The 25,369-nt window shown below is 60.6% G+C and carries 26 protein-coding genes; 14 read left to right on the top strand and 12 right to left on the bottom strand.

Going from position 1 to position 25,369, the window contains the following annotated elements; all coding sequences use genetic code 11:
* The first annotated feature begins 131 nt into the window (after window positions 1-131).
* From ACM6IN_RS20805 to ACM6IN_RS20795, 3 genes are read left to right on the top strand one after another with little or no spacing between them, the layout of a single operon-like run.
* Window positions 132-1,469 (top strand): type VI secretion system Vgr family protein, encoded by a 1,338-nt coding sequence (locus tag ACM6IN_RS20805; protein ID WP_414893239.1) that lies wholly within the window; start codon window positions 132-134, stop codon window positions 1,467-1,469.
* A complete protein-coding gene (locus ACM6IN_RS20800) occupies window positions 1,466-2,260 on the top strand; it encodes a DUF4123 domain-containing protein (protein ID WP_007914618.1) in 795 nt (264 codons plus the stop codon). Before ACM6IN_RS20805 ends, ACM6IN_RS20800 begins: the two co-directional genes overlap by 4 nt.
* Before the next feature lie 17 nt (window positions 2,261-2,277).
* Complete coding sequence (locus tag ACM6IN_RS20795; RefSeq protein ID WP_414916636.1) at window positions 2,278-3,153, top strand: alpha/beta hydrolase; 876 nt, start codon at window positions 2,278-2,280, stop codon at window positions 3,151-3,153.
* Here ACM6IN_RS20795 and ACM6IN_RS20790 read toward each other — a convergent pair.
* Window positions 3,147-4,496 carry an MATE family efflux transporter gene (locus ACM6IN_RS20790; RefSeq protein ID WP_007914620.1) on the bottom strand — a complete coding sequence of 450 codons (1,350 nt, stop codon included), beginning with the start codon at window positions 4,494-4,496 and terminating at the stop codon, window positions 3,147-3,149. The two genes, ACM6IN_RS20795 and ACM6IN_RS20790, sit on opposite strands and share 7 nt — an antisense overlap.
* A gap of 211 nt (window positions 4,497-4,707) precedes the next feature.
* On the opposite strand from ACM6IN_RS20790, the gene ACM6IN_RS20785 reads away from it, so the two are divergent.
* Together ACM6IN_RS20785 and ACM6IN_RS20780 are read left to right on the top strand one after the other, a co-directional pair.
* Window positions 4,708-5,145 (top strand): ecotin family protein, encoded by a 438-nt coding sequence (locus ACM6IN_RS20785; RefSeq protein WP_414916635.1) that lies wholly within the window; start codon window positions 4,708-4,710, stop codon window positions 5,143-5,145.
* 117 nt (window positions 5,146-5,262) lie between these two features.
* Entirely contained in the window at window positions 5,263-5,721 is a 459-nt protein-coding gene (locus ACM6IN_RS20780) for an ecotin family protein (RefSeq protein WP_123376937.1), read from the top strand.
* A gap of 70 nt (window positions 5,722-5,791) precedes the next feature.
* Here the strand turns inward: ACM6IN_RS20780 and ACM6IN_RS20775 are convergent, their stop codons facing one another.
* Entirely contained in the window at window positions 5,792-6,085 is a 294-nt protein-coding gene (locus ACM6IN_RS20775) for a hypothetical protein (protein ID WP_007914623.1), read from the bottom strand.
* Window positions 6,086-6,330: 245 nt separating this feature from the next.
* On the opposite strand from ACM6IN_RS20775, the gene ACM6IN_RS20770 reads away from it, so the two are divergent.
* From ACM6IN_RS20770 to ACM6IN_RS20750, 5 genes are all read left to right on the top strand, one after another.
* Entirely contained in the window at window positions 6,331-6,633 is a 303-nt protein-coding gene (locus tag ACM6IN_RS20770; protein ID WP_414916634.1) for a MazG-like family protein, read from the top strand.
* Complete coding sequence (locus ACM6IN_RS20765; protein WP_414916633.1) at window positions 6,633-7,382, top strand: methyltransferase; 750 nt, start codon at window positions 6,633-6,635, stop codon at window positions 7,380-7,382. Before ACM6IN_RS20770 ends, ACM6IN_RS20765 begins: the two co-directional genes overlap by 1 nt.
* A 12-nt stretch (window positions 7,383-7,394) precedes the next feature.
* Complete coding sequence (locus tag ACM6IN_RS20760) at window positions 7,395-8,009, top strand: DUF4136 domain-containing protein (RefSeq protein ID WP_414916632.1); 615 nt, start codon at window positions 7,395-7,397, stop codon at window positions 8,007-8,009.
* A gap of 54 nt (window positions 8,010-8,063) precedes the next feature.
* Window positions 8,064-8,621: a DUF4136 domain-containing protein gene (locus ACM6IN_RS20755; RefSeq protein ID WP_414916631.1), complete on the top strand. Its 558-nt coding sequence runs from the start codon at window positions 8,064-8,066 to the stop codon at window positions 8,619-8,621.
* 203 nt (window positions 8,622-8,824) lie between these two features.
* A complete protein-coding gene (locus tag ACM6IN_RS20750; protein ID WP_007914629.1) occupies window positions 8,825-10,822 on the top strand; it encodes a pilus assembly protein TadG-related protein in 1,998 nt (665 codons plus the stop codon).
* On the opposite strand, the gene ACM6IN_RS20745 is transcribed toward ACM6IN_RS20750, so the two are convergent.
* Together ACM6IN_RS20745 and ACM6IN_RS20740 are read right to left on the bottom strand one after the other, a co-directional pair.
* Window positions 10,819-13,572, bottom strand: a complete 2,754-nt coding sequence (locus ACM6IN_RS20745) for a PAS domain-containing protein (protein WP_414916630.1) — start codon at window positions 13,570-13,572, stop codon at window positions 10,819-10,821. The two genes, ACM6IN_RS20750 and ACM6IN_RS20745, sit on opposite strands and share 4 nt — an antisense overlap.
* Window positions 13,569-14,012 carry a TadE/TadG family type IV pilus assembly protein gene (locus tag ACM6IN_RS20740; RefSeq protein WP_007914631.1) on the bottom strand — a complete coding sequence of 148 codons (444 nt, stop codon included), beginning with the start codon at window positions 14,010-14,012 and terminating at the stop codon, window positions 13,569-13,571. Before ACM6IN_RS20740 ends, ACM6IN_RS20745 begins: the two co-directional genes overlap by 4 nt.
* Before the next feature lie 75 nt (window positions 14,013-14,087).
* On the opposite strand from ACM6IN_RS20740, the gene ACM6IN_RS20735 reads away from it, so the two are divergent.
* The 4 genes from ACM6IN_RS20735 (at window position 14,088) to ACM6IN_RS20720 (ending at window position 17,727) form a co-directional block, all read left to right on the top strand.
* Window positions 14,088-14,558, top strand: coding sequence for a prepilin peptidase (locus ACM6IN_RS20735; protein WP_176472353.1), 471 nt, complete (start codon window positions 14,088-14,090; stop codon window positions 14,556-14,558).
* Window positions 14,559-14,684: 126 nt separating this feature from the next.
* The gene (locus tag ACM6IN_RS20730) at window positions 14,685-15,473 is read left to right on the top strand and encodes a response regulator transcription factor (RefSeq protein ID WP_095113552.1); all 789 of its coding nucleotides are present in this window, start codon (window positions 14,685-14,687) and stop codon (window positions 15,471-15,473) included.
* 929 nt (window positions 15,474-16,402) lie between these two features.
* Entirely contained in the window at window positions 16,403-16,765 is a 363-nt protein-coding gene (locus ACM6IN_RS20725) for a DUF6124 family protein (RefSeq protein WP_414916629.1), read from the top strand.
* A gap of 599 nt (window positions 16,766-17,364) precedes the next feature.
* Window positions 17,365-17,727 carry a DUF6124 family protein gene (locus ACM6IN_RS20720; protein ID WP_123376376.1) on the top strand — a complete coding sequence of 121 codons (363 nt, stop codon included), beginning with the start codon at window positions 17,365-17,367 and terminating at the stop codon, window positions 17,725-17,727.
* Window positions 17,728-17,841: 114 nt separating this feature from the next.
* Here the strand turns inward: ACM6IN_RS20720 and ACM6IN_RS20715 are convergent, their stop codons facing one another.
* Genes ACM6IN_RS20715 through cpaB form a run of 8 tightly spaced genes read right to left on the bottom strand, consistent with a single transcriptional unit; the run spans window position 17,842 to window position 25,290 of the window.
* Window positions 17,842-18,114: a DUF3613 domain-containing protein gene (locus ACM6IN_RS20715; protein ID WP_095114390.1), complete on the bottom strand. Its 273-nt coding sequence runs from the start codon at window positions 18,112-18,114 to the stop codon at window positions 17,842-17,844.
* Between the two features lie 10 nt (window positions 18,115-18,124).
* Window positions 18,125-18,847 carry a tetratricopeptide repeat protein gene (locus ACM6IN_RS20710; protein ID WP_007914636.1) on the bottom strand — a complete coding sequence of 241 codons (723 nt, stop codon included), beginning with the start codon at window positions 18,845-18,847 and terminating at the stop codon, window positions 18,125-18,127.
* A 22-nt stretch (window positions 18,848-18,869) separates the two neighbouring features.
* A complete protein-coding gene (locus tag ACM6IN_RS20705) occupies window positions 18,870-19,754 on the bottom strand; it encodes a type II secretion system F family protein (RefSeq protein ID WP_007914637.1) in 885 nt (294 codons plus the stop codon).
* Between the two features lies 1 nt (window position 19,755).
* Window positions 19,756-20,640: a type II secretion system F family protein gene (locus ACM6IN_RS20700; protein WP_007914640.1), complete on the bottom strand. Its 885-nt coding sequence runs from the start codon at window positions 20,638-20,640 to the stop codon at window positions 19,756-19,758.
* Window positions 20,641-20,658: 18 nt separating this feature from the next.
* Complete coding sequence (locus ACM6IN_RS20695) at window positions 20,659-21,927, bottom strand: CpaF family protein (protein WP_095114393.1); 1,269 nt, start codon at window positions 21,925-21,927, stop codon at window positions 20,659-20,661.
* Window positions 21,924-23,114, bottom strand: coding sequence for an AAA family ATPase (locus ACM6IN_RS20690; protein ID WP_007914643.1), 1,191 nt, complete (start codon window positions 23,112-23,114; stop codon window positions 21,924-21,926). Before ACM6IN_RS20690 ends, ACM6IN_RS20695 begins: the two co-directional genes overlap by 4 nt.
* Window positions 23,111-24,328 (bottom strand): type II and III secretion system protein family protein, encoded by a 1,218-nt coding sequence (locus tag ACM6IN_RS20685; protein ID WP_414893248.1) that lies wholly within the window; start codon window positions 24,326-24,328, stop codon window positions 23,111-23,113. Before ACM6IN_RS20685 ends, ACM6IN_RS20690 begins: the two co-directional genes overlap by 4 nt.
* A 20-nt stretch (window positions 24,329-24,348) precedes the next feature.
* Window positions 24,349-25,290, bottom strand: coding sequence for a Flp pilus assembly protein CpaB (gene cpaB / locus ACM6IN_RS20680; protein ID WP_414916628.1), 942 nt, complete (start codon window positions 25,288-25,290; stop codon window positions 24,349-24,351).
* Between the last annotated feature and the right edge of the window lie 79 nt (window positions 25,291-25,369).

Below are 25,369 nucleotides of genomic sequence, written 5' to 3'. Positions count from 1 at the left end.
GGCATCCCCGGCCAGCAAAGTCATCCGGTCTGCTTTTCACGTAGGTCATTTCCTAAGTTGTACTTCAGCTCTCTACTCGGCCATGGCTCTCGGCGAGAATCCCCGACCGCCCCTCCTGTAGAGATCCGCCCATGTTCGAACCAGTCAACGAGTCGTCGTTTCGTCTCGATGTAGCGGGCCTGTCCGACCCCTTCGAAGTCCTGGCCTTTACCGGTAGCGAAGCCCTCAGCGAATCCTTTGCGTTCGAGATCGATGTGTTGATCGACGATCCGCACCTGGATCTCGCCGGTCTGCTTTACCGTTCGGCGTTCCTCTGTTTCGGGCCGTCGGGGGAGGGTGTGCACGGGCAATTGCAGAGCCTTGTCCAGCATGAGCATGATCATGGACAGGGTTTGCGGTTGAGCCGGATCCGTCTGGGGCCGAAACTGGGTTGCCTCGCGCTGCGCTTCAGCCAACGAATCTTCAGTGGCCGTTCGGTGCCGCAGATCATCGAACAGGTGCTCAGAGAGCACGGCATCGTCGGTGCCCAGCGCCGCTTCGAGTTACGCGGGGAGTACGCGCCCCGGACGTTCTGCACCCAATACCGCGAGTCCGATCTGCAACTGCTCCAGCGCTTGTGCGCGCAGGCGCGGATTCACTATTACTTTGAACACGACCGTGACCGGCATTGTCTGGTTTTTGCCGATGATCCGGCGCAGTTGCCCTTGGCCGGTGCCGCGCGGTATCAGCGCGAGGACAATGGGCATAACGCTTCTCGCACCTTGCACCAATGGCAGTTGCAAGAGACCGTGCAGGCCAGCTCATCGGGCCAGCAACAGGCCGAAGGACAAAGTGAGCTGGCGGCGTTGCGCAGCGGTCATTGGCTGCGATTGGCCGGTCATCCTTTCGCCGAATGCAATCGCCCATGGTTGCTCACACGCATTGAACATCGCGCCGATCCCTCCCTCGAACGTCCTTATGCCAATCGCTTGTTTGGTGCGTTGCAGGTGCCGTGTGCATCAGCCACTGCGCCCTCGCGCATGCACAGCCTGCAACGGGCGTGGGTGGTGACGGTGGACGAGCCGCAGCCTGATTGCCAGCGCCCGGTGGCGGTGCAATTCGATTGGCTCTATCAAGGTGAAGGCGCCGCGCCGAGTCACTGTTGGCTACCGCTCGCGCCATCCGTGGCGCAAACGCCAATGGCGGCGCTGAGCGATGGCGTCGAGGTGGTGGTGAGCTTTTTCGAGGGCGATCCGGATCAGCCGATGATCAGCGGTGTACTGCAACCGCCACTTGCCGTCGCCGAGCCTGACGATGCCCCGCCACTGCCCGACAGCTTGGTGAGTGAAGGCCTGCAGCAACTGCTGGCGTCCGGCGAGCCGTTGCTGCTGTTGTGCCTGATCCCCGGCGGCGGCAGTTTCAGTCACTGCGCAGAGCCGGTGTGCAGTTGTCGACTGGTCACCGCCCTTGAACAGAGCGGCACAACATGACTGGCGCGGCGCTTGAGCCCATGGCGCAGTGGCTGTTGCTCGATGGCCCGGATGCACCGCAGGCCTTGCTGGTATTGCGCCAGGCCTTTGCCGATGTGCGGTGCTTCAAGCTGTTCGATGGCACCGAGTTTGAACCGGTCAGCGAGCATGGCCCGGTGTTGATCGAGTTGCGCGATTGCCCGGCATTGGCCGCGTTGTGTCACCGCGATCCGGACACCTGGCGTGGGCTGTTGCTGGGCAGTGAGGTCTCGGCGCAACAGTTGCTGAGGCACTTGCAGCGCATGCTCACAGTGTCGTTCGGATTGAGTCATCGGGCGTTGCTCAGCTATTACAACCGGCAGACCGCGAGCTATTTTTTCGACGCTTGCGACGCCTCTGAATTGAGCCGCTGGCTCGGGCCGATCCGTCAGTTGCGCTGGTTCGGCGGCACTTGGGCCGACCGCGCGATTGGCAGCCAGGGCTGGCAGCAGTTGCGCAATCCGGGGCTTGCCGTCGAACCGCTGAGCATCGAAGAAAGCCTGACCCGGCGCCAGCGCGAACGCTTGCAAACCTGCTTGCTGGAACAGCACATCTGGCGCTGGTGCCAATCGTTGGGAACCGATTACGCGACGATGTCCTCCCATGTTCAACAAGGCCTGGCGCTGGGATTCAGCGACCGCACCGTGCTCGATGGCTGGTTATGGCTACGCTTGCTGCATCCGCGTGCCGTGCTGGTGCCACCGCCGGTGGGTTTGACCCAACAGCAGCGGCTTGACCATGTACGACGCCAGTGGCGCGGCGATCAGTCCTGAGGCGAGGTTCGGCGCGTATGACACGGTTATTCCGGCAAGGGGTGGGCGCTGTGATCGGCAGTGTGTTGCTGCTGGCGCTGAGCGGTTGCTCGCCCGTGCAGTTGCTCAACGCGCTGACACCGGACAGCACCTACGACAAAACCATGGGCATCGCGTATGGCGACGACCCTCGGCAGAAGCTCGATGTGTATGTGCCGCATCAGCCGATGGCGGGCGCGCCGGTGGTGGTGTTTTTCTATGGCGGCAGCTGGAACAGTGGCTCGCGCGTTGACTACCGCTTTGTCGGTGAAGCGCTGGCGTCCCGGGGGATAGTCACGGTGGTGGCGGATTACCGTTTGTATCCACAGGTGCGCTATCCACTGTTTCTGCAGGACGGCGCGCGGGCGGTGGCGTGGACCAAAGCGCATATCCGCGAGTTTGCCGGCAACCCGCAGCGCTTGTATGTGATGGGCCACAGCTCTGGCGGATACAACGCAGCGATGCTTGCGCTGGATGGTGAGTGGCTCGCGGCGGTGGGCATGTCGCCCAAGGATTTGCGCGGCTGGATCGGTCTCGCCGGGCCTTACGACTTTCTGCCGATCAAGAATCCCGAGGTGCGCCCGGTGTTCTTCTGGCCGGACTCACCGCCGCAATCGCAGCCGATCAACCATGTCAGTCGCGGCGCACCGCCCGCGCTGCTGATTGCCGCGACCGAGGATGATCTGGTCAACCCGACGCGCAACACCGGCGGGCTTGCGAGCAAACTGCGCGAGGCAGGGGTGCCTGTGCAGGACTTGTATTACTCGCGGCCCAATCACATTACGTTGGTTGCGACCTTGTCACGACCGTTGCGGCAACTGGCGCCGGTGCTCGATCAGGTGGTCGGGTTTATCGCCCACACGCCATCTCAGTGAACGCCGCCACTGAACCAGCCATCGTTGCGTTTGAGCCACCAGGCTTGTGCGCCGAGGGTCAGGCTGCGCAACACCATGAACAGCAGAAAAGATATCCACAGCCCGTGATTGCCCAGACCTTGCAACGCCCAGGCGAACGGCATCAACAGCACCACAGTGATCAACATGCCGTTGCGCATTTCCCGCGCGCGGGTAGCGCCGATGAACAAGCCGTCGAGCAGGTAGCTCCAGACTGCAATCAGCGGCAGCACGGCGAGGTAGGGCAGGTAGACGAAGGCCGTGTCGCGCACGCTCTGGATGTCGGTCTGCATCTCAATGAACAGGTGCCCGGCCAGCAGAAACAACGTGGCGAAGGCGAGGCTGGCGATCAGTGACCAGCCGCCGGCAACCACCAGCGATCGACGCAGGGCCAGGCGATCACGGGCGCCGATGGCGTGTCCGCACAAAGCTTCGACGGCATGGGCCAGACCGTCCAGCGCATGCGCCGTCAACAGCAAGCCATTGAGCAGCAGCGCGTTGGCGGCCACCGTCGAATCACCCAGTCGCGCGCCTTGCACGGTGATCATGAAAAACACCGATTGCAGCGCCAGGCTGCGGATGAAGATGTCGCGGTTGACCGCCAGCAACGGGCGCCAGCTCTGCCAGACCTTCAGCGCCGCCCAGACAATGTGCCCCGGATACGCCCGCAATGCCTTGCGTGTCAGCAGCAGGCCGAGCAGGGCGCCGCTCCACTCGGCGATCACCGAGGCCCGCGCCGAACCGACCACGCCCCAGTCCAGGCCGATGACGAACCACAAATTGAGAACGATGTTGATCAGGTTGGTGCTCAGCAGAATCGCCAGCGGCGCCCGGGCGTTTTGCGTGCCGAGGAACCAGCCGACCAGCGCATAACTGGCCAGCGCCGCCGGCAAGCCGAACAGCCGCGTGTGGAAAAAGTCCCGAGTGAGCTGATCCAGCTCCGCCGACGGTTGCATGAAGTGCAGCGCGACGCCGCTCAGCGGCACACCCAACGTGCCAAGCACGAGTGCCAGTCCCATCGCCAGCAGCAGGCCCTGCAACAGAATCTGCCGTAATGCCGCACCGTCGCTGCGCCCGGCAGCCTGTGCGGCAAACCCGGTGGTGCCCATGCGCAGAAAACCCATGGCCCAAGCGAGAAAAGTGTAGAGGCTGGCGCCGACTGCCACCGCGCCCAATTGATGGGCGTGGGGCAGGTGGCCGATGACGGTGCTGTCGACCAGCGCCACCAGCGGTACGGAAATATTCGACAGAATCATCGGCGCGGCGAGTGCCCAGACCTTGCGGTGCGTCGGGCGGTCGCGCCAGTCGGCGATCAGAGTGGGCATGCAGGCTCCTTGGGGAAGCGGACATTGTAGCGATGCACCGCGGATTTACCGCACCCGAAATCTGCGTTGGGCGGCAATGGCGCTCCCCGACGACACATCGGGTTATGCGCCCAGCTCAAAAACATGCCGCGTATATCTATGTACCGCACGCCAGATTTGTACACGGGGTTCAATTGCCCTCAAGCAGTCAAACAAATTACTGGAAGGCGCAATGGATCACTCTGAAAGCATCATCTCTGGCATCGTCAACGCCGTTGTGACGGCGCTTCGCTCCACCGGTTTTTTCGAAAGCGCAGAGAACGCGATAGTCAGCGCCCCCTATCGCAAGCACATTATCTGGCTGAAAAAGCGCAGCGATGAAGCATCCCTTGAGGTCCTCATCAAGGCTGAGATAACAAGAAGCGTTGATTGCAACGTGACGACTACATTGCCAGGCAGACTTCACAAAGAGTCGCTGGGATATTTCCGACTTGATTTGCCGATTACCCTGTCGACAAGAAAGGGATGCCCGGTCACCCACGAAGAAACGGTGTCGTTAGTGCTCACGGATAACACGTTCGATTATTCGAGCAGACAACCCATTGTTATTCATGCGCACGAGCATATTGATATTTCGTACGCGATTGAAAAAAAAGCGCGCGGCGATTAGCGGTTGAGCGGTTGTTGAACAAAAAAACCGCCGGGTATTTCGCTGCGGCGCATGTCCGGAACATTAATGGATTGAATTGGCCTGTGTTTACTAATGATCAGGCTGTAAGGAAACGAAATGGAAAACGAGCGAAACATCATCCACGAACCTGTGTCTCAGGAAACTGTGCGCGACAGGGACTATTCCGAACGCCCGGAGAATATCCGGATAAAAGCCCCTGATCGGAAACATGTTTTCTGGCTGCCGAGGCGCGACGACGCGCAAACGCTGGTCGTACGCATTCAGGCCAGGATCACCGTTATTGGAGAATGCAATCTTTGGACAGACTGCGGAATGGGGGGCAATCTGTTTTTCGGTGATCTGGAGGCGATTCCGGAGGGTTATTACAAGATCGATAAACCCTATGAACTGACTACACAGCGACTGCAATGCGGTCGTGATGCCAAGACTTACGATCTGATACTCAGGGACAGCCTGCTTGCCTATTCCAGCACCGCTCCAATTGTTATTCACGCACATGAGGACATCGATATTCATTACACCGTAGAAGCCAGGCCCGAAGAATCCGGGAGCTGAGTGCTGCCAGCTTTGAATTGATTGATCCTTTATTTGATCAGCCCCCTGATATGAGGGGGCTTTTACAGGATCAATGAATAATCCAGCTCAATAACCACAACCCCAGCAACAACCAGATAATCCCGGCAATGATCGAGGCATTCATGAACGCCCGAATCGCCGACCACAACAGCATCAACCCGACAATCAGCGCGATGATGCTGATGATCGAGGTGTCCATGCCCAGGGTTTTGGCCAGCCCGTCGACAAAGTTGCCGCCGGCATTGCTCAGAATGTTGAACAAGCCACTGAGGCCGTCGACGATAAAGCGGATGACCGAACCGAGCGCCTGGCCGAGCCATTCGAAAAAGCTTTCTACCTGCATGTGTGCATCCTGATGAAAGAGCTGAGCCTTGGGCCACAACGCAGGTGGCCGAGTTCCCTGCATGATAGAAGGTTTGCACCCATTCTGTGTGGGAGCGAGCCTGCTCGCGAATACGGTGGATCAGATAACTGATGGGTTGAATGACACACCGTATTCGCGAGCAGGCTCGCTCCCACATCAGATCACCTGCGCCGCTTGCCTTTGGTGGGTATCCCCCCGAAGCTATACGCCTTCAGGAGAGCCCGATGAACCTTGTTGAACTGACCGAACGCCTGCACGCCATTCGCGACCGCAATGACTGGCGGCAATTTCACAGCCCGAAAAATCTGGCCATGGCGGCCAGTGTCGAGATGTCTGAACTGGTGGAAATCTTCCAGTGGCTGACGGAAGACCAGTCGCGCCAGTTGCCGGCGGACAAACTCGCCCACGCCGGGCAGGAAGTCGGCGATATCGTGCTGTATCTGTTGCTGCTGTGCAGCGAATTGGGGTTGGACATGAATGAAGTGGTGCGCGCCAAGCTCGCCGACAGCGAACGGCGGTTCAGATGATGAGCGACCGGCATTTCGATCAGTTGGCGACGCGGTTCGCCGAAAAAATCTATGGCGGCGCCAAAGGCGCGATTCGCCTCGCGGTGTTGCAGGCCGATCTTATCGAGGCATTGCCGGGTCGTCCGTTGCGGGTGCTCGACATTGGCGGCGGCCTTGGCCACATGTCGCTGTGGCTGGCTGAACGCGGTCACGATGTGACCTTCACCGAGCCGGCCGCACCGATGCTCGAAGGCGCGCGCCAGCGTTTCGCTGAAGCCGGGCAAACCGCGACGTTCATTCAGGCGCCATGGCAGGAACTGCTCGGGCAACTTACTGAACCGTACGATCTGGTGATCTGCCACGCCGTGCTGGAATGGCTCGCCGAACCCCACGCGATCCTGCCGGTGCTGCATCAGTTGACCATGTCTGGTGGCTGGTTGTCGCTGGCGTTCTACAACCGTGATGCGCTGATCTACCGCAACCTGCTCAAAGGCCATTTCAAGAAAATGCGCAAGAACAGCATGGCCGGGGAAAAGCAGAGCCTGACCCCGCAACAACCGCTGGACCCACGGGAATTGGCAACGCAACTCGACGGCCTGTGGCAGGTCGAAACCCAGAGCGGGATTCGCGTTTTCCACGACTACATGCCGGTGGAGTTCCAGGCCCGCGCCGAACTCGCGGATTTGCTCGAGATGGAACTCGCTCACCGCCGTCACCCAAGCTTCGCCGGGCTTGGGCGCTACTTGCACTGGATCTGCCGGCCGATCTGATCGGAGCGCGACATGAAAGCTCAATCCGGGTTATTGCTGATCTGTCTGGGGTTGGCTGCCTGCCAAAGCAGCAACCCGTACGTGGCGCAATCGCGGCCCTTGCCGCCTGCACCGCCCCAGGCCGCCGCCACCTTCGACCGCAGCGCGTACCCGGCGCCGCCGCGTGACTACGGACGCTATCGCAGTTGGGCCTGGCTCAATGGGCAATTGCCGCCGGGTACGGCGTGGGCCGATTCGGCGCAAGTGGCCGAGGCGGTGAGCAATGCCCTCGATCAGAGCGGTTTGCGCCCGCTGCACGACAAGCGCCCGGCCGACTTGTTGGTCAGCGCCAATCTGCGTTTGGAAACCCGCTTGCGTCAGGTCCAGGACGACTACGGTTATTACGGCGGCGGATACGGCGGCTATGATCGATATGGTCGCGGTTATGGCATGTACAACACGGTGCCGATCGTACGCACGTATTCCGAGCAAGTCGTGGTGGTGCAAGTCGATCTGTTCGATGCCGGCACGGGGCAACCGGTGTGGAGCGCCAGTGCTGAAACCGCGAACAAGGGCAGCGAAATCGATCGCACCGATTCGATCCGCGAGGCTGTGGAAAAGGCCATGTCGGCGTATCCTCCCGGTTAGCTTCCTGCCAATCAGAAGCTGCCGCAGGTTCATGTCTTCAACCGGAGAAAAACCATGTTCCGCCGTCTCGTTCTACTGGCCATGGCCGCGCTGCTCACCGCCTGCGCCGCCAACCAGGTCAATCACGACTTCGATGCCAGCCGCGACTTTGCCGCCTATCGCAGCTGGAGCTGGAAAGACCCCGCCCTGCAATATCGCCCCGATGATCCGCGAATCAAAAGCGACCTGACCGAACAGCGCATCCGCCAGGCAGTCGCCGACCAACTCGATCAGCGTGGCTTGCGCCCGGCGGCTGCGGGCGTCAAGGGTGACTTGAGTGTGCAGACCTACTTGATCGTCGAGGATCGTCAGCAGCAAGTAACAACCAACTACGGCGGCGGTTGGGGTGGCCCGTGGAACGGCTACTGGGGCGCACCGATGTACAACGAAACGCGCAACATCACCTACAAGGTCGCGACCATCCAGATCGACCTGCTCGACGGCAAGGACGGCAAACTGGTGTGGCGCGGCAGTGATGAGCAGATGCTCGCCAGCAAGCCTAATCCGCAGGATCGCAGCAATGCCATCCGCGAGACGGTCGGGCGGATTCTGGCCAACTATCCACCGCGCTGAATCCGTTCAGGAAAAGCGGGAGCTCTTGAGCTCCCATTTTTTGCCCTGCGACGAACCCCTGTAGGAGCTGCCGAAGGCTGCGATCTTTTGATTTTGCTTTTTAGAGGCCAAGATCAAAAGATCGCAGCCTGCGGCAGCTCCTACCGGGGATTGCGCGTCTACACTCAGTTGCACCAATGGAGCTAGCGGCAAAGGAGTGCGCCATGTCGCCTCGTTCGCGATTCAACAGCCCGGCCCGGCAGCGCGGGGCGATTGGCTTGATGGCGGCGGCCACCCTCAGTCTGGCGGTGGTGATGCTGCTGTTGGTGGTCGACACCGGCCGCCTGTACATGGAACAACGCAAATTGCAGCGCGTGGTCGACAACGCCGCCCTCGAAGCCGTCAGCCGTGGCGGTAATTGCCTGCCGGGCCTGAGCGCCGCCAGTTATGCCGGGCAGAGCGCCGTGCGCAATGGCTACCTCGTCGATGCCAGCAACACCCTCGCCACCACGTGCGGCACCTTGGTGACGGCCGCCACCGGCCTGCGCACGTTCGCAGTGGATGCCACGCAAGCGGCAGCGGTCAAAGTCGTCGCCAGTCGCACGGTGACCAGCAGTTTTGCCGGTGGCGTACAGGCCTTGTTCAGCGGCACACCGGTCAGTCTCAATACCACGCTCAATGCCTCGGCGGTGGCCGCCAAACCGCAGCCGACGGTGGCCCAGTTGAATATTCGCAGCACCCTGGCCAGCATCGATACGGCGCAGTCGAACATCCTCAATCCACTGTTTTCCGGATTATTGGGCGGTAACGTCAATCTCACGGCTCTGGGCTGGGATGGCCTGCTGAACACCGACATCAACTTGCTCAAATACCTTGATCAACTGGCGATAAATCTCAACGTCGCGGCCGGCAATTACACGCAGTTGCTCAACACCCAGGCGACCGTGACGCAACTGATTCAGGCGGCGGCGACGGTGGTGCAGCTCAATGGCGCGACCGCCCAGGTGATCACTGCACTGGGCCAATTGCAGGTCGCGGCAATCAATGCCGCGCCGGTCAAACTCGGCGACATCCTGCAACTGCAGACTGGCACCACGGCGGCAGGGCTGGACGCCAATCTGCAACTGCTGCAACTGATTCAGGGCGTGGTGCAACTGGCCAACAGCAAGAGTGCGGTGGCGGCGACATTGCCGATCAGCGTGCTCGGGCTGGCGAATGTCACGGTGCGGGTGAAAGTGATCGAACCGCCGCAGTTTTCTGCGATTGGCGATCCGGCGCGGGCCAAGGTCAACCCGACCGGGGCGGACCGGATTTATGTGCGTACGGCGCAGGTGCGCACATTGGTGTCAGTCAGTCTGCCGGTGCTCAGCGGCGTCACCGGGCTGACCAATGCCGTGCTGGGGCTGGTCGGTGGCTTGACCCCGACCCTCAATGCACTACTGAGTCTGAATCTGGTCAGTACGCTCAATTCAGTCCTGTGTCTGTTGGGCGCCGGTTGTGAGCAACTTGATCCACAATTGCTGCCATCACCGCAAATCGACATCAGTCTGGATGCCGGTGGCGCCAAGAGTTATGTCACTGATTACAGCTGTCCGACGGGCACCACCGGCACCAAGAGCCTGACCGCGCATACCATCACGTCCATCGCTGATTTGAAACTCGGCAAGATCGATCCGACCAATGCCTTCTCTTCGGCGGCCGAACCCACGGTGGCGCCCTTGGCGCTGATCGATCTGGGGATCGTCACCTGTCACAAAATCCTGCTGCTCGGCACCTGTGATCCTGCCACCCATGTCCCTTTCGGCGCGGGAGGCATCGGCATCATGCTCGACACCAGCGTCGCGCAAAACACTCAGGATCTGGTCTTCTCCAGCGCCACGCCATTCGCCACCCCGGCCAACCTCAAATTGCCCCCAAGCATTCAGTCAGCCGCACCCACCAACAACATCGTCGGCAGCTTGTCGAACACCCTCGCCGGCATCAACCTGATCGTCTACAAACCCCAGGGCAGTAATCCATTGGGTGCCGTTGTTACCGGCGTTGCCTCGTTGATCAGTGATGTCACCAGCAAGTTACTGCCAGTGGTGACCAATCTGGTCAGCCCATTGCTCGACCCGCTGCTGAACAACCTGCTCAAAGGTCTGGGCATCAATCTGATGGACGTCGACGTCGGCGCCAACATGACCTGCGGCCAGACCGGCAAGGCCTATCTGGTGATCTAGGCGTCCACGGCAACCGGCAATTCGATGCAGAACCGTGCGCCCTCCACCGAGTTGCGCACGCTCAACCGGCCACCCATGTTGTCGATGATGCCGTAGCTCACAGACAATCCCAGACCGGTGCCGACGCCGATCGGTTTGGTGGTGAAAAACGGCTCGAAGATCCGCTCCAGCAAGCGTGGATCGATACCGCCACCGTTGTCCTCGACCCACAGCCGCACGCACTGTTCATCGCGTTCGGCATAGATCGAAATCCACGGTTTGAAGGATGAATCCTTCTCGCGTTTGCTCAGTAACGCATCCCGCGCGTTGACCATCAGATTGATCAACACCTGTTCAAGCTGATCGACGTAGCCGCGCACCTGGACCTCGAACCCGGTCTCGCTGATGCGCAAATCCACGCCTTTGCCGCGCATGCCCTCGGCCAGCAGCGACAGCGTGCCTTCAATGGCCGAGGCGGGGTTGAACAGTTGCTGCTCGATCTCCGAGCGCCGGCCGAATACGCGCATGTGATCGACCACTTTCGCCGCACGCTGCACCTGCGCGTCGATGCGGTTGAGTTTGTCGGTCAGGTAGTCGGCCTGCACATCGCCGTTGCCCAGACGCTTGAGCACGTTGACGATGGCCATGCGCATGACGTTCAGCGGCTGATTGATTTCATGGGCCAGGCCGGTGGCCATTTCGCCAAGGGTGGCCATTTTCGCGCTTTGCGTGAGTTGCTGCTGCGAGCGGCGCACCTCGGTGTTGTCGCGGCCCACCGCTTGCACTTCGATCAATTGGCCGTGTTCATCGAATACACCGCGATCGGACCAGACCCACCAGGCGTGTTCGCGGCCGGGCAGTTGCAGGCTGATTTCTGCGGTGCTCACCGGCTGTTCCGCCGTCAGTGATCCGAGACGCTGGACGAATGCGGCGCGTTGTTCCTCGGACATCCAACTGCCCAGATCGACCCCCGGCAGTTCCTCCGGCGTGCATTCCAGATACCTCGCCAGCGGCCGGTTGCCGAAAGTCAGAATCAGGTCCGGGCGATAACGACAGATCATCGCTGGCGAGTCCTCTACCAGAATCCGATAGCGCTCTTCACTCTTTTTCACCTGCTCGGCCGCCAGGGTCGCTTCGGTGACGTCCAGCCACAGACCGACTGCTTCCACGGGCAGGCCCAGGTCATTGCGCAGCAACTTGGCTTCATCGAGCAGCCAGTGATATTCACCGTGACGATCGCGCAGCCGATAACGCGCGCGCACTGAACCTTCGCGCAACAGCTGGCGACTGCGGGCGAAATACAGGTCACGGTCTTCGGGGTGGATCATTTCGACCAAGGCCCCGTTCCCGCAATCATCAAGGCTCCAGCCCAGCAACGGCTGCAGGCTGGCACTGAAGAACGCCGGAATCAGTGCACCTTCGTGGTACTGCTGGACGTAAATTACTGCGGGCGAACTGGCGATCAGATTGTCGAGCCGTGCATGTGCGGCAGCGGCTCGTTGGTGCTGGTTCTGAGTGTCGCTGATATCGAGCATGAAACCGACCAACCGGCGGTACTCGCCGCTGCCAATCACTTGGCCCTGCACGCGATACCACAGGGGTGCCTGCGCGGGATCATCGCTGCTCAGACGCACCGAAAGCGTCAGGGCTTCGCCCTGTTGCTGCAAGGCTTGCAGATGGCTGCGCAACTCGTCGCGGTCGACGGGATGGATTTGCCTCAGCCAGTCTTCCAGCGATAATCCGCCAGGGTTCACCTTCAGGGCTGCGGCCAGCGCAGGCGCCAGTTGAATGTTGTTGTCGCCTGCAAGGATCTCCCACCAGCCGGTGCCCAGCAGGGTTTGCAGCGCTTCGATGCGTTCCAGTTGCAGGTGATGTTGCTGTTCACGCAAACGCCCCAGTAAAGGCCCGGCCAGTGCACCGACCAGTGCGATCCAGTCGCGCTCGGTCAGGTACGGCGCGGCGCTGTCCACGGAGTAAAAACCGCAGAGCAGCCAAGCCACCACGCCGCGTTCATCGCTATACGGCACCGCGAAACCTTCGGCATTGCCGAACAGGACTTGCACCCGCGAGTGTTCGTCGAGGCCATGGTGTGCGCCGACACGCTGTGGCGCGACACCGTTCAGGCTGTCCAGCGGCGTGCCCAGACGCTGCTGGTCATGCCACAGATTCGGCGCATCGTGAGCGCGATACTGGCGATAGATTTGCCAACCCTGTTGCTCGTCATCGAGCAAGGCCAGGGCCACACAAGGGATATGCCAGCGCTGGGCGATCAGTTGCAATTGTTCGCTGACGATCACTGGCAAACGCAACTGGCTGCACGCGCGTAACTGTTCGCTGATCTGCCCGGCAATCAATTGGCAGGCATCCCGCTGACGCGATTGTTGACGTTCGAGCAGCAAGTCGGCGATATCGATCAACTGCATCAGCCAGCCTTCGCCCTGCGGCTGCACCCAGCCACGCAGGTGCACGGTCTGCTCGCCCAGACCGAAGAAGTCGAGATCAAGCAGCAGCCCCTGCCATTCCCTTGGTCGACCTTCGATGGCCAGTGTGCTGTGCGGCAGCAGGTAGGTGCTCAGCGGTAAAGGGTGATCGTGAGGCTTGAACTGCGCCAGCAGATGCCGCAACGGCCCAGCCATTTGCAGCACGCCACCGTCATCGTTCAGGTACAGGTGCAAGCCTGTTGCGGGTGAGCCGAGAGGGTCGGGCAACTCATGGGCGGCGGGCGGTGTGCGTTTGAGCAAGCGCCCGAACAGTTTGTCCCCCGACGTCAAAATTGCAGACTCGATTTGGCGGTCAGATAGGTGGGCAGACTGGGCACTGTGCCAACGACCGGAAGCACCAGAAACGGCATGACCTGATTCAACTTGCTGACTGGATAATCCACTCGCACCGTCAGCAGGCCTGACGCGCTGTATTGGCTGCTGGTATCAACGCCGACCACCAGGTTGAAGACCGGCGGAATCCAGGACAATTGCTGGGTCAGCGTGGCATTCGCGGTGTTAAGCACGACCGTTGGATAGTCGGGCGTGTTGGGGTCGACCGCGACACTGCGGCGTACCGCTTCGGACGTGGCCTGATTGAACGATTGCATCATCACCAACGGCAGGCTGTAGCTGACCAGACCGTAGAACACGGCGAAAAAGATGATGAACACCAAGGCGAACTCGATCGCCACCGCACCTTTTTGCGACTTCCGAAAGCCGGTTTTCATGAGTGCGTCTACCCTGACTGTCACTGCGTAGTATCAGCATAGAATCATTCCGCAAAAATGGACGGTTTTTACCCGATGTACAGTTTTGTCCTCTTGATCTGGCTGGGGCTGTGCGCGGCGCAAGACGCCCGCCAGCGACGCATCGCCAATGGGCTGACCTTCGGCGTCGCCGCGCTGGCGCTGATCTGGCTGCTGTGGACCGGCAGCACTTGGCTGGGCGCTGATGCGGGGCAGGGCGGTTGGGCTTGCCTGATCGCTCTGGCGCTGACCCTTCCGGGTTTTTTCATGGGCCGGATGGGTGCCGGCGATGTGAAATTAATGACAGCTCTGGGCCTTGCGACGGACGGTCTGTTCATTCTTGGCGTGTTTATTGGCGCAGGGTTTGCCAGTGTGGTCTGGCTGCTGCTGGCGCCAAGAGTCTGGCTCCATATGAGTCAAGGGCTTAGAGATCGTCTGCGATATCTGGCGCCAGATAAGTCAAAAAAGCTGCCATTTGCACCGTTCGTGTTGGTGGGGGCCGTGTTTGTCATGCTTTGGATCCACTAGTCGCCAAGCGCCACTAGTCCTATGTACATAGTCGGAAAGTACGTCTACTTTCAAAGGAACTGGTTATACAGCCAAAGGCTGGCAGTACAGGAATGGTCAGCTTTGGCCTGGCACATGGAGTAGCACGTGAACAAGCTTACGTCTGCGGTAAAAGTCCTCGTGGTCGACGATCAGCCGTTGATTGTTGAGGAGCTGTGCGAGTTTCTTGAAAGTAGCGGTTATCGCTGTGTGCCGTGCGAATCGAGTCTGCAGGCGATCGAGCGTTTCACTGAGGACGCGGAAATCGGTCTGGTGCTGAGTGATCTGCACATGCCGGACATGGATGGCATTCAGTTGATTCAGGCGTTGCAGCGACTGGCGGGCAAGCATCGGGCTTTTGAGGCGATCATGCTCACCGGGCGTGCCGACAAGCAGGATGTGATCAAGGCGTTGCGGGCCGGGATTGCTGATTACTATCAGAAGCCGATTGATCTGGATGAATTGCTCGAAGGTGTGCGGCGACAGGAGGCGGCTCTGCAGGAACGGCAGAAGAATCTGCAACTGGGGCATTTGAATCAGAAGTTGCAGTATCTGTCTGAGTCGATTGATGACCTTTATCAGGATCTGGACAAGGTACGGCGTAGTCCTTCGTCGGTGGTTCGCGATGGATTGGGTGGTGAGTCTGCTGAGGCTGAGGCGCAGGAGATGCCGGCGATTTTCAATCAGTTGTCGCCGCGGCAATTGGATGTGGCGCGGTTGGTGGGCAAGGGGCAGACCAATTATCAGATTGCCTGTGAGTTGGGGATTACCGAGAACACGGTGAAGCTTTATGTTTCGCAGGTGTTGCGGTTGACGCATATGCATAATCGGACGCAGTTGGCTCTGGCTTTGTCGCCGAGTGCTTCTGCTGCGCGGCAGCGGGTTACGGCGCATTGACTTGGCGGCCTGTGGGCCGACCAGGTTCTTGGGGTTTGGTGTGTATATCCGTTTTTTTGGGTGTTGCGGCTGGCGGTTCCGCCCTTACGGCGGGTCACTTTTTCAGACGCCAAAAAGTAACCAAAAGGCTGGGCCCCGGCGTTCGGCCCCTCGCTAGGGCTCGGGGTTCCTTCGTTCCGGGATCTATCCGGGGGGCATCGCCTACGGTTTGCTTCGCTGCACCTCCTCTCGATGTGTTTGGCTTCGCCAAACGGTCGCTGCGCTCCCACCCCCGGATAAATCCCTCCACTCAGCCTGCCGAAGGGGCCAGCAGATCAAAAGCTGCAGCCGAGCTAACGCTCATCCTGTTGAGTGGTTAGGAGCGGGTGAGGGGCTTTTGATCTGTTTCAGAATCTGAGTTCGACTCGGTCTTTCACGCCGGCGTAGCTCTCCCAAACACCTCGGTCAGTCCCCTCTCCCTCTGGGAGAGGGCTAGGGTGAGGGGCTTTTGATCTGTTTCAGAATCTGAATTCGACTCGGAATTTCACGTCGGCGTAGCTCTCCCAAACACCTCGGTCAGTCCCCTCTCCCTCTGGGAGAGGGCTAGGGTGAGGGTTGGCTTTTGGCTGTTTAAATGGGTGCCAGATAACCAGAACCTTCCCACACGGTTTTCAGGTTGTCCGTCGGACGTGCGCTCTTTAGTCTCTGGCTGTCGCTGAACACTCAGCGATCGGGTGTGAGAACCCGGCAATTTATGGTCATCAAGTCTTTGTGCACGCATAATCGCCGCCAGCTTGTCTGCTGTCTGCAATGTGTCATGGCGGCTGTGTGCGGGCAGACTTCGGTCTGGCCGGGTGTCCATAACCGGTATTCTCACCCCGCATACAGCTGCCACCTTTTGCCCCGTGAGAATGGCAGTGGGTGGCGGCAAAGACTTTGGAGTTGTTTCAATGGACAAACTGATCCCCGATCCACCCACCGAAGCCACCACCCCGCTCGAAGATGCCATCCGCGCCGACGACCTCGTCAAAAACCGCGAAGCCATCAAACGCGCGCTCGATTTCTACCTCTGCCCCGAACGTGCAAAGCCCCGGCAACCCAGCACGATGTTTCTCATCCATCCGAAAATCGATACCGAAAGCCTGCTCGCCCACGCCTGCGAATCCCTGGCGTCGGCCAACACGCTGGCCGGTAACTTTGCCGATCAGTTGGCCCGGCCCGAGCGCAATACCGCGCTGGCGATTCAGCAGATCGTCATGCTGGCTGAGCTGGCGGTAAACCGGGCGCTGGATCGGGTGGATCCGCAGGCCTGATTCGGCAGGCAAACTGTGTCATCGTTCTTCGCGAGTAGGCTTGCTGCCACATTTTGAAATGCATTTCAGCTGTGGGAGAGCGCAGGGGGGGCGGCTTTTGATTTGCGTTGGATTCGCCCCTCACCCCAGCCCTCTCCCGAGGGAGAGGGGGCCGATTTGTGTGTTTTTCAAAGCCTGAGTTCAACTCGATATTTCACGGCGGCGTACCTCTACCAAGCACCTCGGTCAGTCCCCTCTCCCTCTGGGAGAGGGTTAGGGTGAGGGTGGGCTTTTGGCTGTTTAAATGTGTGCCAGATAACCAGAACCTTCCCACACGGTTTTCAGGTTGTCCGTCGGACGTGCGCTCTTTAGTCTCTGGCTGTCGCTGCCAATTCAGCGACCGGGTGTGGAAACCTGAATTTCAAGTAGATGCGTTGCATCGCTACCGCAATCATTGTCGGCGTCTTCTTTCGTCTGCAAACTGTGTCGCGGCGGCTGTGCGCGGGCAGGCTTCGGTCTGGCCGGTTGCCTACTTATCGGTTTTCCACCCTGCGTACAGCTGCCACCTTTTGTCGTGTGGAAACGACAAAGGTTGGCTCCTCAGCCAAGTAGGAGTTGATATGGACAAACTGATCCCCGACCCACCCACCGAACCCACCACCCCGCTCGAAGATGCCATCCGCGCCGACGACCTCGTCAAGAACCGCGAAGCCATCAAACGCGCTCTCGATTTCTACCTCTGCCCCGAACCTGAAAAACCCCGCCAAGCCAGCACGATGTTTCTCATCCATCCGAAAATCGATACCGAAAGCCTGCTCGCCCACGCCTGCGAATCCCTGGCGTCGGCCAACACGCTGGCCGGTAACTTTGCCGATCAGTTGGCCCGGCCCGAGCGCAATACCGCGCTGGCGATTCAGCAGATCGTCATGCTGGCTGAGCTGGCGGTAAACCGGGCGCTGGATCGGGTGGATCCGCAGGCCTGATCCGGCAGGCACACCGTGTCATCGTTCTTCGCGAGCAGGCTCCCACAGGTGGAGTGCATTTCAAAAGGTGGGAGCGAGCCTGCTCGCGAAAGCGCTCGCAAGGTCACCTCATCACTAATTCTTGCTCTCGATCTTCCCGCCCGCATCCGGATCATAAAAATCCGGAATCTCATATTTGTACTTCTTCAGCCACCGCTGCATCGCCAGATCCCGTTCGGTCGCGGTCGCCGTTTGTGGCTTGGGTGAGGCGGCTTTGTTGCGGCTTTGCAGGACCAGCCAGCCTTCGGTCTCCTGTTGTTGCGCCGAGGCGGGGCCGGCGTCGATGGCGACGGCGCTGAGGGGCAGGCTGAGCAGGGTCAGGTAGCAGAGACCTTTGAAGGGATGCATGGCTGTCTCCTTACTTGAGCGATGACGGCAACGGGTCAGCGACGGCGGCCACTTGATTGCTGGTGGCCGGTTTGGCCTTGACCGGGGCTTTGAGTTTTTCTGCGCGTTGCTGGGCTTCGGTGAATTGTTCCGGGGTCAGTTTCGCGCGGCTGATGATTTCGGCAGCTTGTGGCCAGTCGTTCTGGTACAGCAACAGGGTGACCATGTTCAGGGTCGCCAGTTGGTTGTTCTGTTTGAGTTCGATCGCGGTGAGGAATTCGAAGCGGGCGTCGTTCAGGCGCAGTTGGTTGAGATAGACCACGCCCAGGTCGTTGCGGATTTTTTCGTCGGTGGGCGCCAGGCGCGCGGCGCGTTGCAGGTGGGCCTGGGCCTGGCCGTTGTCGCCACGGGCGGCGTAGAGTTGGCCGAGGCCGTGTTCGGCTTCGGCGGTCAGGCAGCCGCCGAGCAGGCCGCGGTACAGCGGCTCGGCTTCGCTGCGGCCGAGCAAGCGATAGACCTTGGCTTTGCGCAGGCGCACTTCGCTGATGTTGTCCGGCAGGCTTTGCAGGTTGGCCAGGCTGGCGTGCAGTTTGCCGTCGTTGGCGAGGTCATCCGCGAGGTTCAGGGCCAGCTCCTGCTCCTGGGTCATTTTGCTGCAACTGCTCGGTGACAGCAGCGCCGTCCACGGTGCCTGGCCGTCGGTGGCGCAACCGCCGAGCAGCAACAGACTTGCCATGACTATCAGTACTTTCATCAAACGCTCTCCATGAGCAAGGTCAGTTTGCAAACGCGCGGGCAATGGCGGTGAAGCCCGGGCCGGCGAGGACGATCAGCAGTGCCGGAAACAAAAACAGCATCATCACTACAGACATCTTCGCCGACATTTTCGAGATGTATTCCTGCAGGCGCGTCAGGCGGCGGTCATCCAGCAGTTGCTTGAGCGCCAGCAGCGACTTCATCGCGCCGCCGCCCTGTTGAATCAGTTGCTGGAGGATTACGCAGGTGTCGCTGAATTCATCTACGGCGAGCATCACCGCCGCTTTGTTCAACTCCTGGCCAAGTTCCAGGCCGCTGTCGACACGGGCCAGAATCAGGCGCAGTTCGCTGGTCAGTTCCGGCAGCAGTTTTTGCGCTTCAATGCTGAGTACCCGCAGGGCTTGTTCGACGGCCATGCCGGATTCGAAAAGGATGCGCAGCAGCGGAATGAACGTCGACACCTCCACGGCAATGGTTTTCTGCCGCCGCGTCGCTGCGTAAGCCAGCAGACGTTTGGGCAGCAGATAGCCGCCGCCGGTAGCGAGCATCGGCACGATCCAGCGGTTGCTGGCCTGAGGGAAAAAAACTTCTTGCAGAAAGATCGCCAGGCCCAGTGTCAGCAACGGCGTGCCGATCTGGCAGGCCGCGAACAGCGCTCGCTCGTTGGCGCGGCGCCAGCCGATACGGTTGAGCAGGGTCTGGGTTTCGCTGTCGATGCTCACCGAGCGTTGCCCGAACTTACTGCTGCCCAATGCGCGCAACCAGCTGCCGAAGCGGTTCTCGCGCACCAGTTGTCCTTGCAGGCGCTGGTTGACCTGGCGCACTCGACGGCGCTCCACCAGCAGGTGATTGATCACCAGCATCAAGGCGCCAAGCAGCAACATCAGAGCCGCGAGCCAGACCATGTCAAACGCTCCGCAACATGCGCCACAGCGCCAGGCTTCCGAACACTTGCAACACCGCGGCGCTGATCAGCATGTGCTGCCCGCTCGCGTCGTTCCACATCCCGAGCATGTAGCCGGGGTTGGTCAGCATGAAGTAACTCACCAGCAGCAACGGCAACGAGCCGAGCACCCACGCGGTCATGCGTGTTTCGCCGGTAAGGGCGCGCAGTTGCCGCGCGCCCTGATCGCGTTCGCGGATCAGTTTGATCAGGTTCTCCAGCAGTTCGCTGGCATTGCCGCCGTAGCGATGATTGACCTTCAGTCCGAGGGCAAACATGCGCAGTTCGTCCTGTTCATACAGTTCGGCAAAGTCGCTGACGGCATCCGGCAAGTTCACGCCTAATTGCACGTTGCGCTGGACCCGGCCCATGGCTTTTTTCAGCGGATCTTCACTGGCTTCGATGCCGCCCATGACCGCGTCACTCAGGGTGCGCCCGGACTTCAGGCTACGCACGGTGTGATCAAGCAACTGTGGCAGTTGCTCGATCATCCGTTTGACCCGGCGCTGGTAGAGCACGGCGATGTACAGCCGTAACGCCAGGGGCGGAATGAAGATCATCAGCAGCAGGCCGATCCAGTCGGCGAGAAAATAACCCAGTGCCATCGCCAGCGCCCACAGACTCAGCCACAGGCCGAAACGCTCGGTCGGGCGGCCCAGCCCTGCGCGCAGAAACATCCGTTCCAGGCCAACCCACACCGGTTTTTCGGCAGCCAGTTGCGGTTGCCCGGCGGCCAGTCGATTGAGGACTTTTTCCGTTGCAGTCTTGCGCAGCCCCTGCAAAAACAGGCGAATCGACAGCCCCAGCAGCGTCAGGCAGATAACGATGAGAATGATCGGTCCCAGCATGCTCGGTGCTCCTTGCCGTCAGCCCAGATGCGTCTCGTGGCGTAGCTTGTCGCCGGCCGGATTGACCGCTTCGCGCAGGAAGCCGAAGCCCGTGCGGCGGTCGAGGCGGAACAGGGTGTTGGTGACGTAGACGTCTTCGCGAATACCGACCACTTCCACCACTTCACTGACGCAGCGGCGCCCGTCAGGCATGCGCGTCAACTGAATGATCACGTCGAGGGCAGCGCAGATCATCTGGCGCAGGGTGCGTTCGGCGATGGAACGGCCCGTCAGGCCGACCAGTGTTTCCAGGCGCAGCAGGGCATCCTGGGCGTTGTTGGCGTGCACGGTGCTCATCGAGCCGTCGTGACCGGTGTTCATTGCGGTCAATACGTCGACCACTTCGACGCCACGAATCTCGCCGAGAATGATCCGGTCGGGGCGCATCCGCAGGGCGTTGCGGATCAGGTCGCTGGCCTTCACTTCACCGTGGCCTTCGGCGTTCGGCGGCCGGGTTTCCAGGCGCACCACATGCGGGTGACCGAGCTGCAATTCGGCGACGTCTTCGATGGTCACCAGACGTTCGTGCGGGTTGATCAACTGGCTGAGAATATTCAGCAGCGTGGTTTTGCCGGTGCCGGTGCCGCCGCTGATCAGGATGTTGCAGCGCTTGCCGACGGCATCCTGGAAAAACTCGAAGATCGACAGGTCGATGGTTTGCATCGCCATCAGGTCGCTGCTCTTGAGCATGTCCTTGCGAAATTTACGGATCGACAGGCATGGGCCATCGAGGGCAATCGGCGGAATGATCGCGTTAACCCGACTGCCATCCGGCAGGCGCGCATCGACCATCGGCGAAGATTCGTCGAGGCGCCGACCGAGTGGCGCGAGGATGCGCTGCATCACGCGTTCGACGTGATGCGCATCGATAAACCGCAGGTCACTCTGGTGCAGCACACCGTCGCGTTCGATGAACACCCGGTGCGGGCCGTTGACCAGAATCTCGGTCACCGACTGATCGCGCAGCAACACTTCCAGCGGGCCGAAACCGGTTAACTCGTCGACGATCTCTTCGGCCAGGCGCTCCATTTCGTAGCGGGAAATCGCCAGGTGCAAACGGGCGATGTACTCGGCGACTTTGTCGGTGACGAACTGTGCGAGTTGCTGACGAGAACCTTCCAGCAGATTTTTGCCGGACTCTTCGAGGGCGTCGATGATGTAGCGATGCAGAACCAGTTTCAGGCCTTCGTGATCGCTGTTGCCGACGCCACTGCGGGGCGCCGCGCCGAAAAGTTTTTCTGCGCTCATGAGGTGCCTCGCAAGCGGTCGAACCAGGTCACTTTAGGCTTGGCCAGGCCCTCGGAACGTTTCGCTAACCTTTCACCGAGGGCGCGCAGGCTTTGGGTGAGTTTTTCCCGTGGGGCCAGTTCGAACAGACTGACGCCCTGGTTTTTCGCGTTCAGGCGCACTTCCGGGGTGAGGGCCAGCGTGGCGATCACTTCCAGGTTGAAGGTTTTGCCGAGGGTTTCCGAATTAGGCGCAACGTTGCTCAGGTAGCGGTCGATCAGCAGGCGTCCGTGGTCGAGCTTCATGCCTTTTTCCCGCCACAGATTGAGCACGGCGAGGTTGCGCCGGCAGTTGAGCACGTTCTGATCGGTGTACCAGAGCAACTTGTCGCAGTGGCTGACAAAGGTGCGCAAGGCTTCGCTGTCGGTCTGCCCGGTGAGGTTCACGACGATGTGCTGGAAGTGCTGGCGCAAGGCGCTGAGCAACATGTACAGCTCGGCGGCGCTGGTGTTTTCCAGCGGTTCATCGTTGCTGGCGTAGGCGAGAATGCGCAAGCCGGCCTCGGCGCTGGTGAAGGCACTGTCGATCAGCGTGGCGTCGAGCCTGCGCAGGTGGCGCAAGGCATCGCCGAAGTGAAACGAGCTCTCCAGCCCGAGCAGGGCGAGGCTGTCACCGCGCGGCAACCCGAGGTCGAGCAACAAGGTTTGCTGACCGCTCTTTTGCACCACCAAGGCCATGTGGTTGGCCAGCAGTGCGCCGTCGGAACTGCTCTGCACGCCATACATGACTGTGAGGCCACCCAACTGCGTGTTCGGTGCCACGGGCGGCAGGCGTTTGCTCAAGCGCCGCACCAGCCCGGCGACTTCACTGGAGCGCGAACCGTAGGCGACAAAATCCCGGGCGCCGGCGCGCATGGCATTGAGCACCAACTGATTGTCCATGCCGTCGCCAAGGGCCACGATTGCCAGCATCGGTTTGGCTTCCAGCGCGCCTTCGATCAACGCGCTCTGGGCGACCACGTGTTCGCGATCCAGGCCGACGAACACCAGGCTGGCAAAGGTCACGTCCACCAGTGCCAGCAATTCGTCGAGACTGCCGCCACCGGCGCTGACCACCTGACCGAGCGGCGCGAGCGCGCCTTGCAGCCACTCCAGATCGGTGCTGTTGCGGGTGATGGCGAGAAAGGTCTGGCTCAGATTCTGGCTCATTGGGATAACCCGCTGCGCTTGTCGAAGTTGCCGTTTTCAAGAAAAAACATGCGATAGAAATTCGGGTCGTAATTGCGCAGTTTTTCCCCGGGTAATGATGGCAGCTGGGCGTCGGCGGCCAATGGCTGCACCAGGTGCGGGGTGACGATCATCAGCAGTTCGCGCTCTTCGCGCTTGATCTGTGAGCCTTTGAAAAATGCACCGAGCACCGGGATGTCGCCGAGGCCGGGAAACTTGTTCACCTGCGAGCTGTTGGTGGTGCTGATCAAGCCGCTGATGACGAAGCTTTCGCCATCGCCCAGTGACACGCTGGTGTCGGTGCGGCGGATGGTCAGGGCGGGCACGGTGGTGCCGGCGATTTGTACGGCATTGCTGAAGTCCAGTTCGCTGACTTCCGGAGCGACCTTCAACGCGATGCGATCACGGCCGATGATGGTCGGCGTCAGGGTCAGGCGGATGCCGAATTCCTTGTATTCGATCGACACGCTGTCGCTGCCGGAACTGGGCACTGGAATCGGAATTTCACCGCCGGCCAGAAAACTCGCGCTCTGGCCGTTCAGCGCGACCAGACTCGGCCGTGCGAGGGTGTAGGCGAAGCCGCTGGTTTCCAGGGCATTGATGATCGCCATGGTCTTGCCGCCGATCCACGAAAAGTTGAACAGTGAGTTGTCCACCGGCAAACGTGGCTGCGGCACGCCATCAATGGGGGGCAGGGTGCCGGGCGAGCCGAACAGAAAGTTGCCGCGCGTGCCGATCAGCGAGGCGGTGGCTTCCTTGAGTTTGGTGCGGCTGACTTCGACGAAGCGGATGTCGGTCTGCACTTGCGACGGCAGGCTCGGATCATCCGACGGCAGGCTGCTGCTCAACGCAGCGGTGGCGGCGCCCTGCACGAACACCATGCTCTGGCGCGGCTCGCTTGAGCACGACGTCCAGACCATCAGGCTGGTGGCGCCGGGCGCCACACCGGTGAGCAGAAAGGACGAGCTGCCGTTGGCGTGTACGTCGGCGATTTTCGGATCGCCAATCGCCAGACGGGTGATCGCTACCGGGGACTGCACGTCCTGTTGAAACCCTTCGCCGATTTCGATCACCGGCGGCATGCGCCCCAGTGCCGAACAGTTGCCGACCGCCGCGAACGCAGCGTCCATCGACAGACCCATCAGTAGCAGGGCGCGCAGCATGGTTTTGAATGTCGGCCTGAAACGACTCTGCATGCCCTTGGATCCTTGCGCAGTCATGGGTTTTGTTGGGTGATCTGATTGCCGCGAATGATTTCCACCGCCGGCCGTGCAGCGCCAGCGGAGCCGCCGCTGGAGGGCGCTTTCGGTGCCGCGCCCATGGCCAGTTGGGTGAACTGGAAGAGTTGTCGGTTAGCCGTGTCGACATGGGCCGCGGACTGATTTTCGCCGGCCCAGTACTTGGCCAGGCGTTGTTCTTCACTGCTGCGTACGGCCAGGCGCAAGGTGCCGGCTTGTGTGGCGAGCATCAGGCGACTGAGCAGTTGTTCCGGCACTGCCAGCACTACGGTGCGCGCGGCGATGCGGCGTTGATCCTGTTTGAGTTTTTCATCGGCGCTCAGGGCCGGCGATGCCGGTTGGCCGTCGTTGGTCAGGCCGTACTGATCACCCACACCAAGCACGCGCATGGCCGGTAGAACGATCTGCGCCGATTGTTCGAGGTTGCTGGAATCCTGGCGCAGGTAGAGCAAGACATCGACGTAATCGCCGGGGATCAGTTGTCCAGCCGCGCCGATCACTTCGTCGACCGCCACGGTCAATGCGCGCTCATCGCGGTGAATCATGCGTGCCAGTGAGCCGCCGGCGCTGAAGCTTTCATCATTCAGCCAGGTGCCGGCGCTGAGGTGCCGCCAAGGTGTACGGCCGATGGCCTGATCGACATTGCTCAAGCTGCCGGCCGGTGCACTGCGCAGTTTTTCCACCGTGACATCGGCGGCCGTCAGTGCGGTGAACGGCGGCACATCGTGCAGCAACACCACTACCGGTTGGCGGGTCTGGTCTTCGGCGATCGCGACAGTTTTTTCAACGGTGATAGTTGGGGCGACGGGGGCGGCGGCGACGGGCGCTGGTTGACGACTGAGTACCAGTCCCCAGTAACCGACAAAAATGGCTCCCAATAACAGGATGGCTGCAAGGCCCATGGTGACGCGACTGTTCATGACGGCTCTCCCTTTCCTGCTGCACTACCCACCGCACTTGCTAACGAGAGAAGTTCCCAATCCGGCAGCTATGAACATG

It is taken from the genome of Pseudomonas sp. IT-P395, from assembly GCF_949767675.1.
Classification (GTDB): Bacteria; Pseudomonadota; Gammaproteobacteria; order Pseudomonadales; family Pseudomonadaceae; genus Aquipseudomonas.
This window is presented reverse-complemented; position numbering and strand designations above follow the sequence as displayed.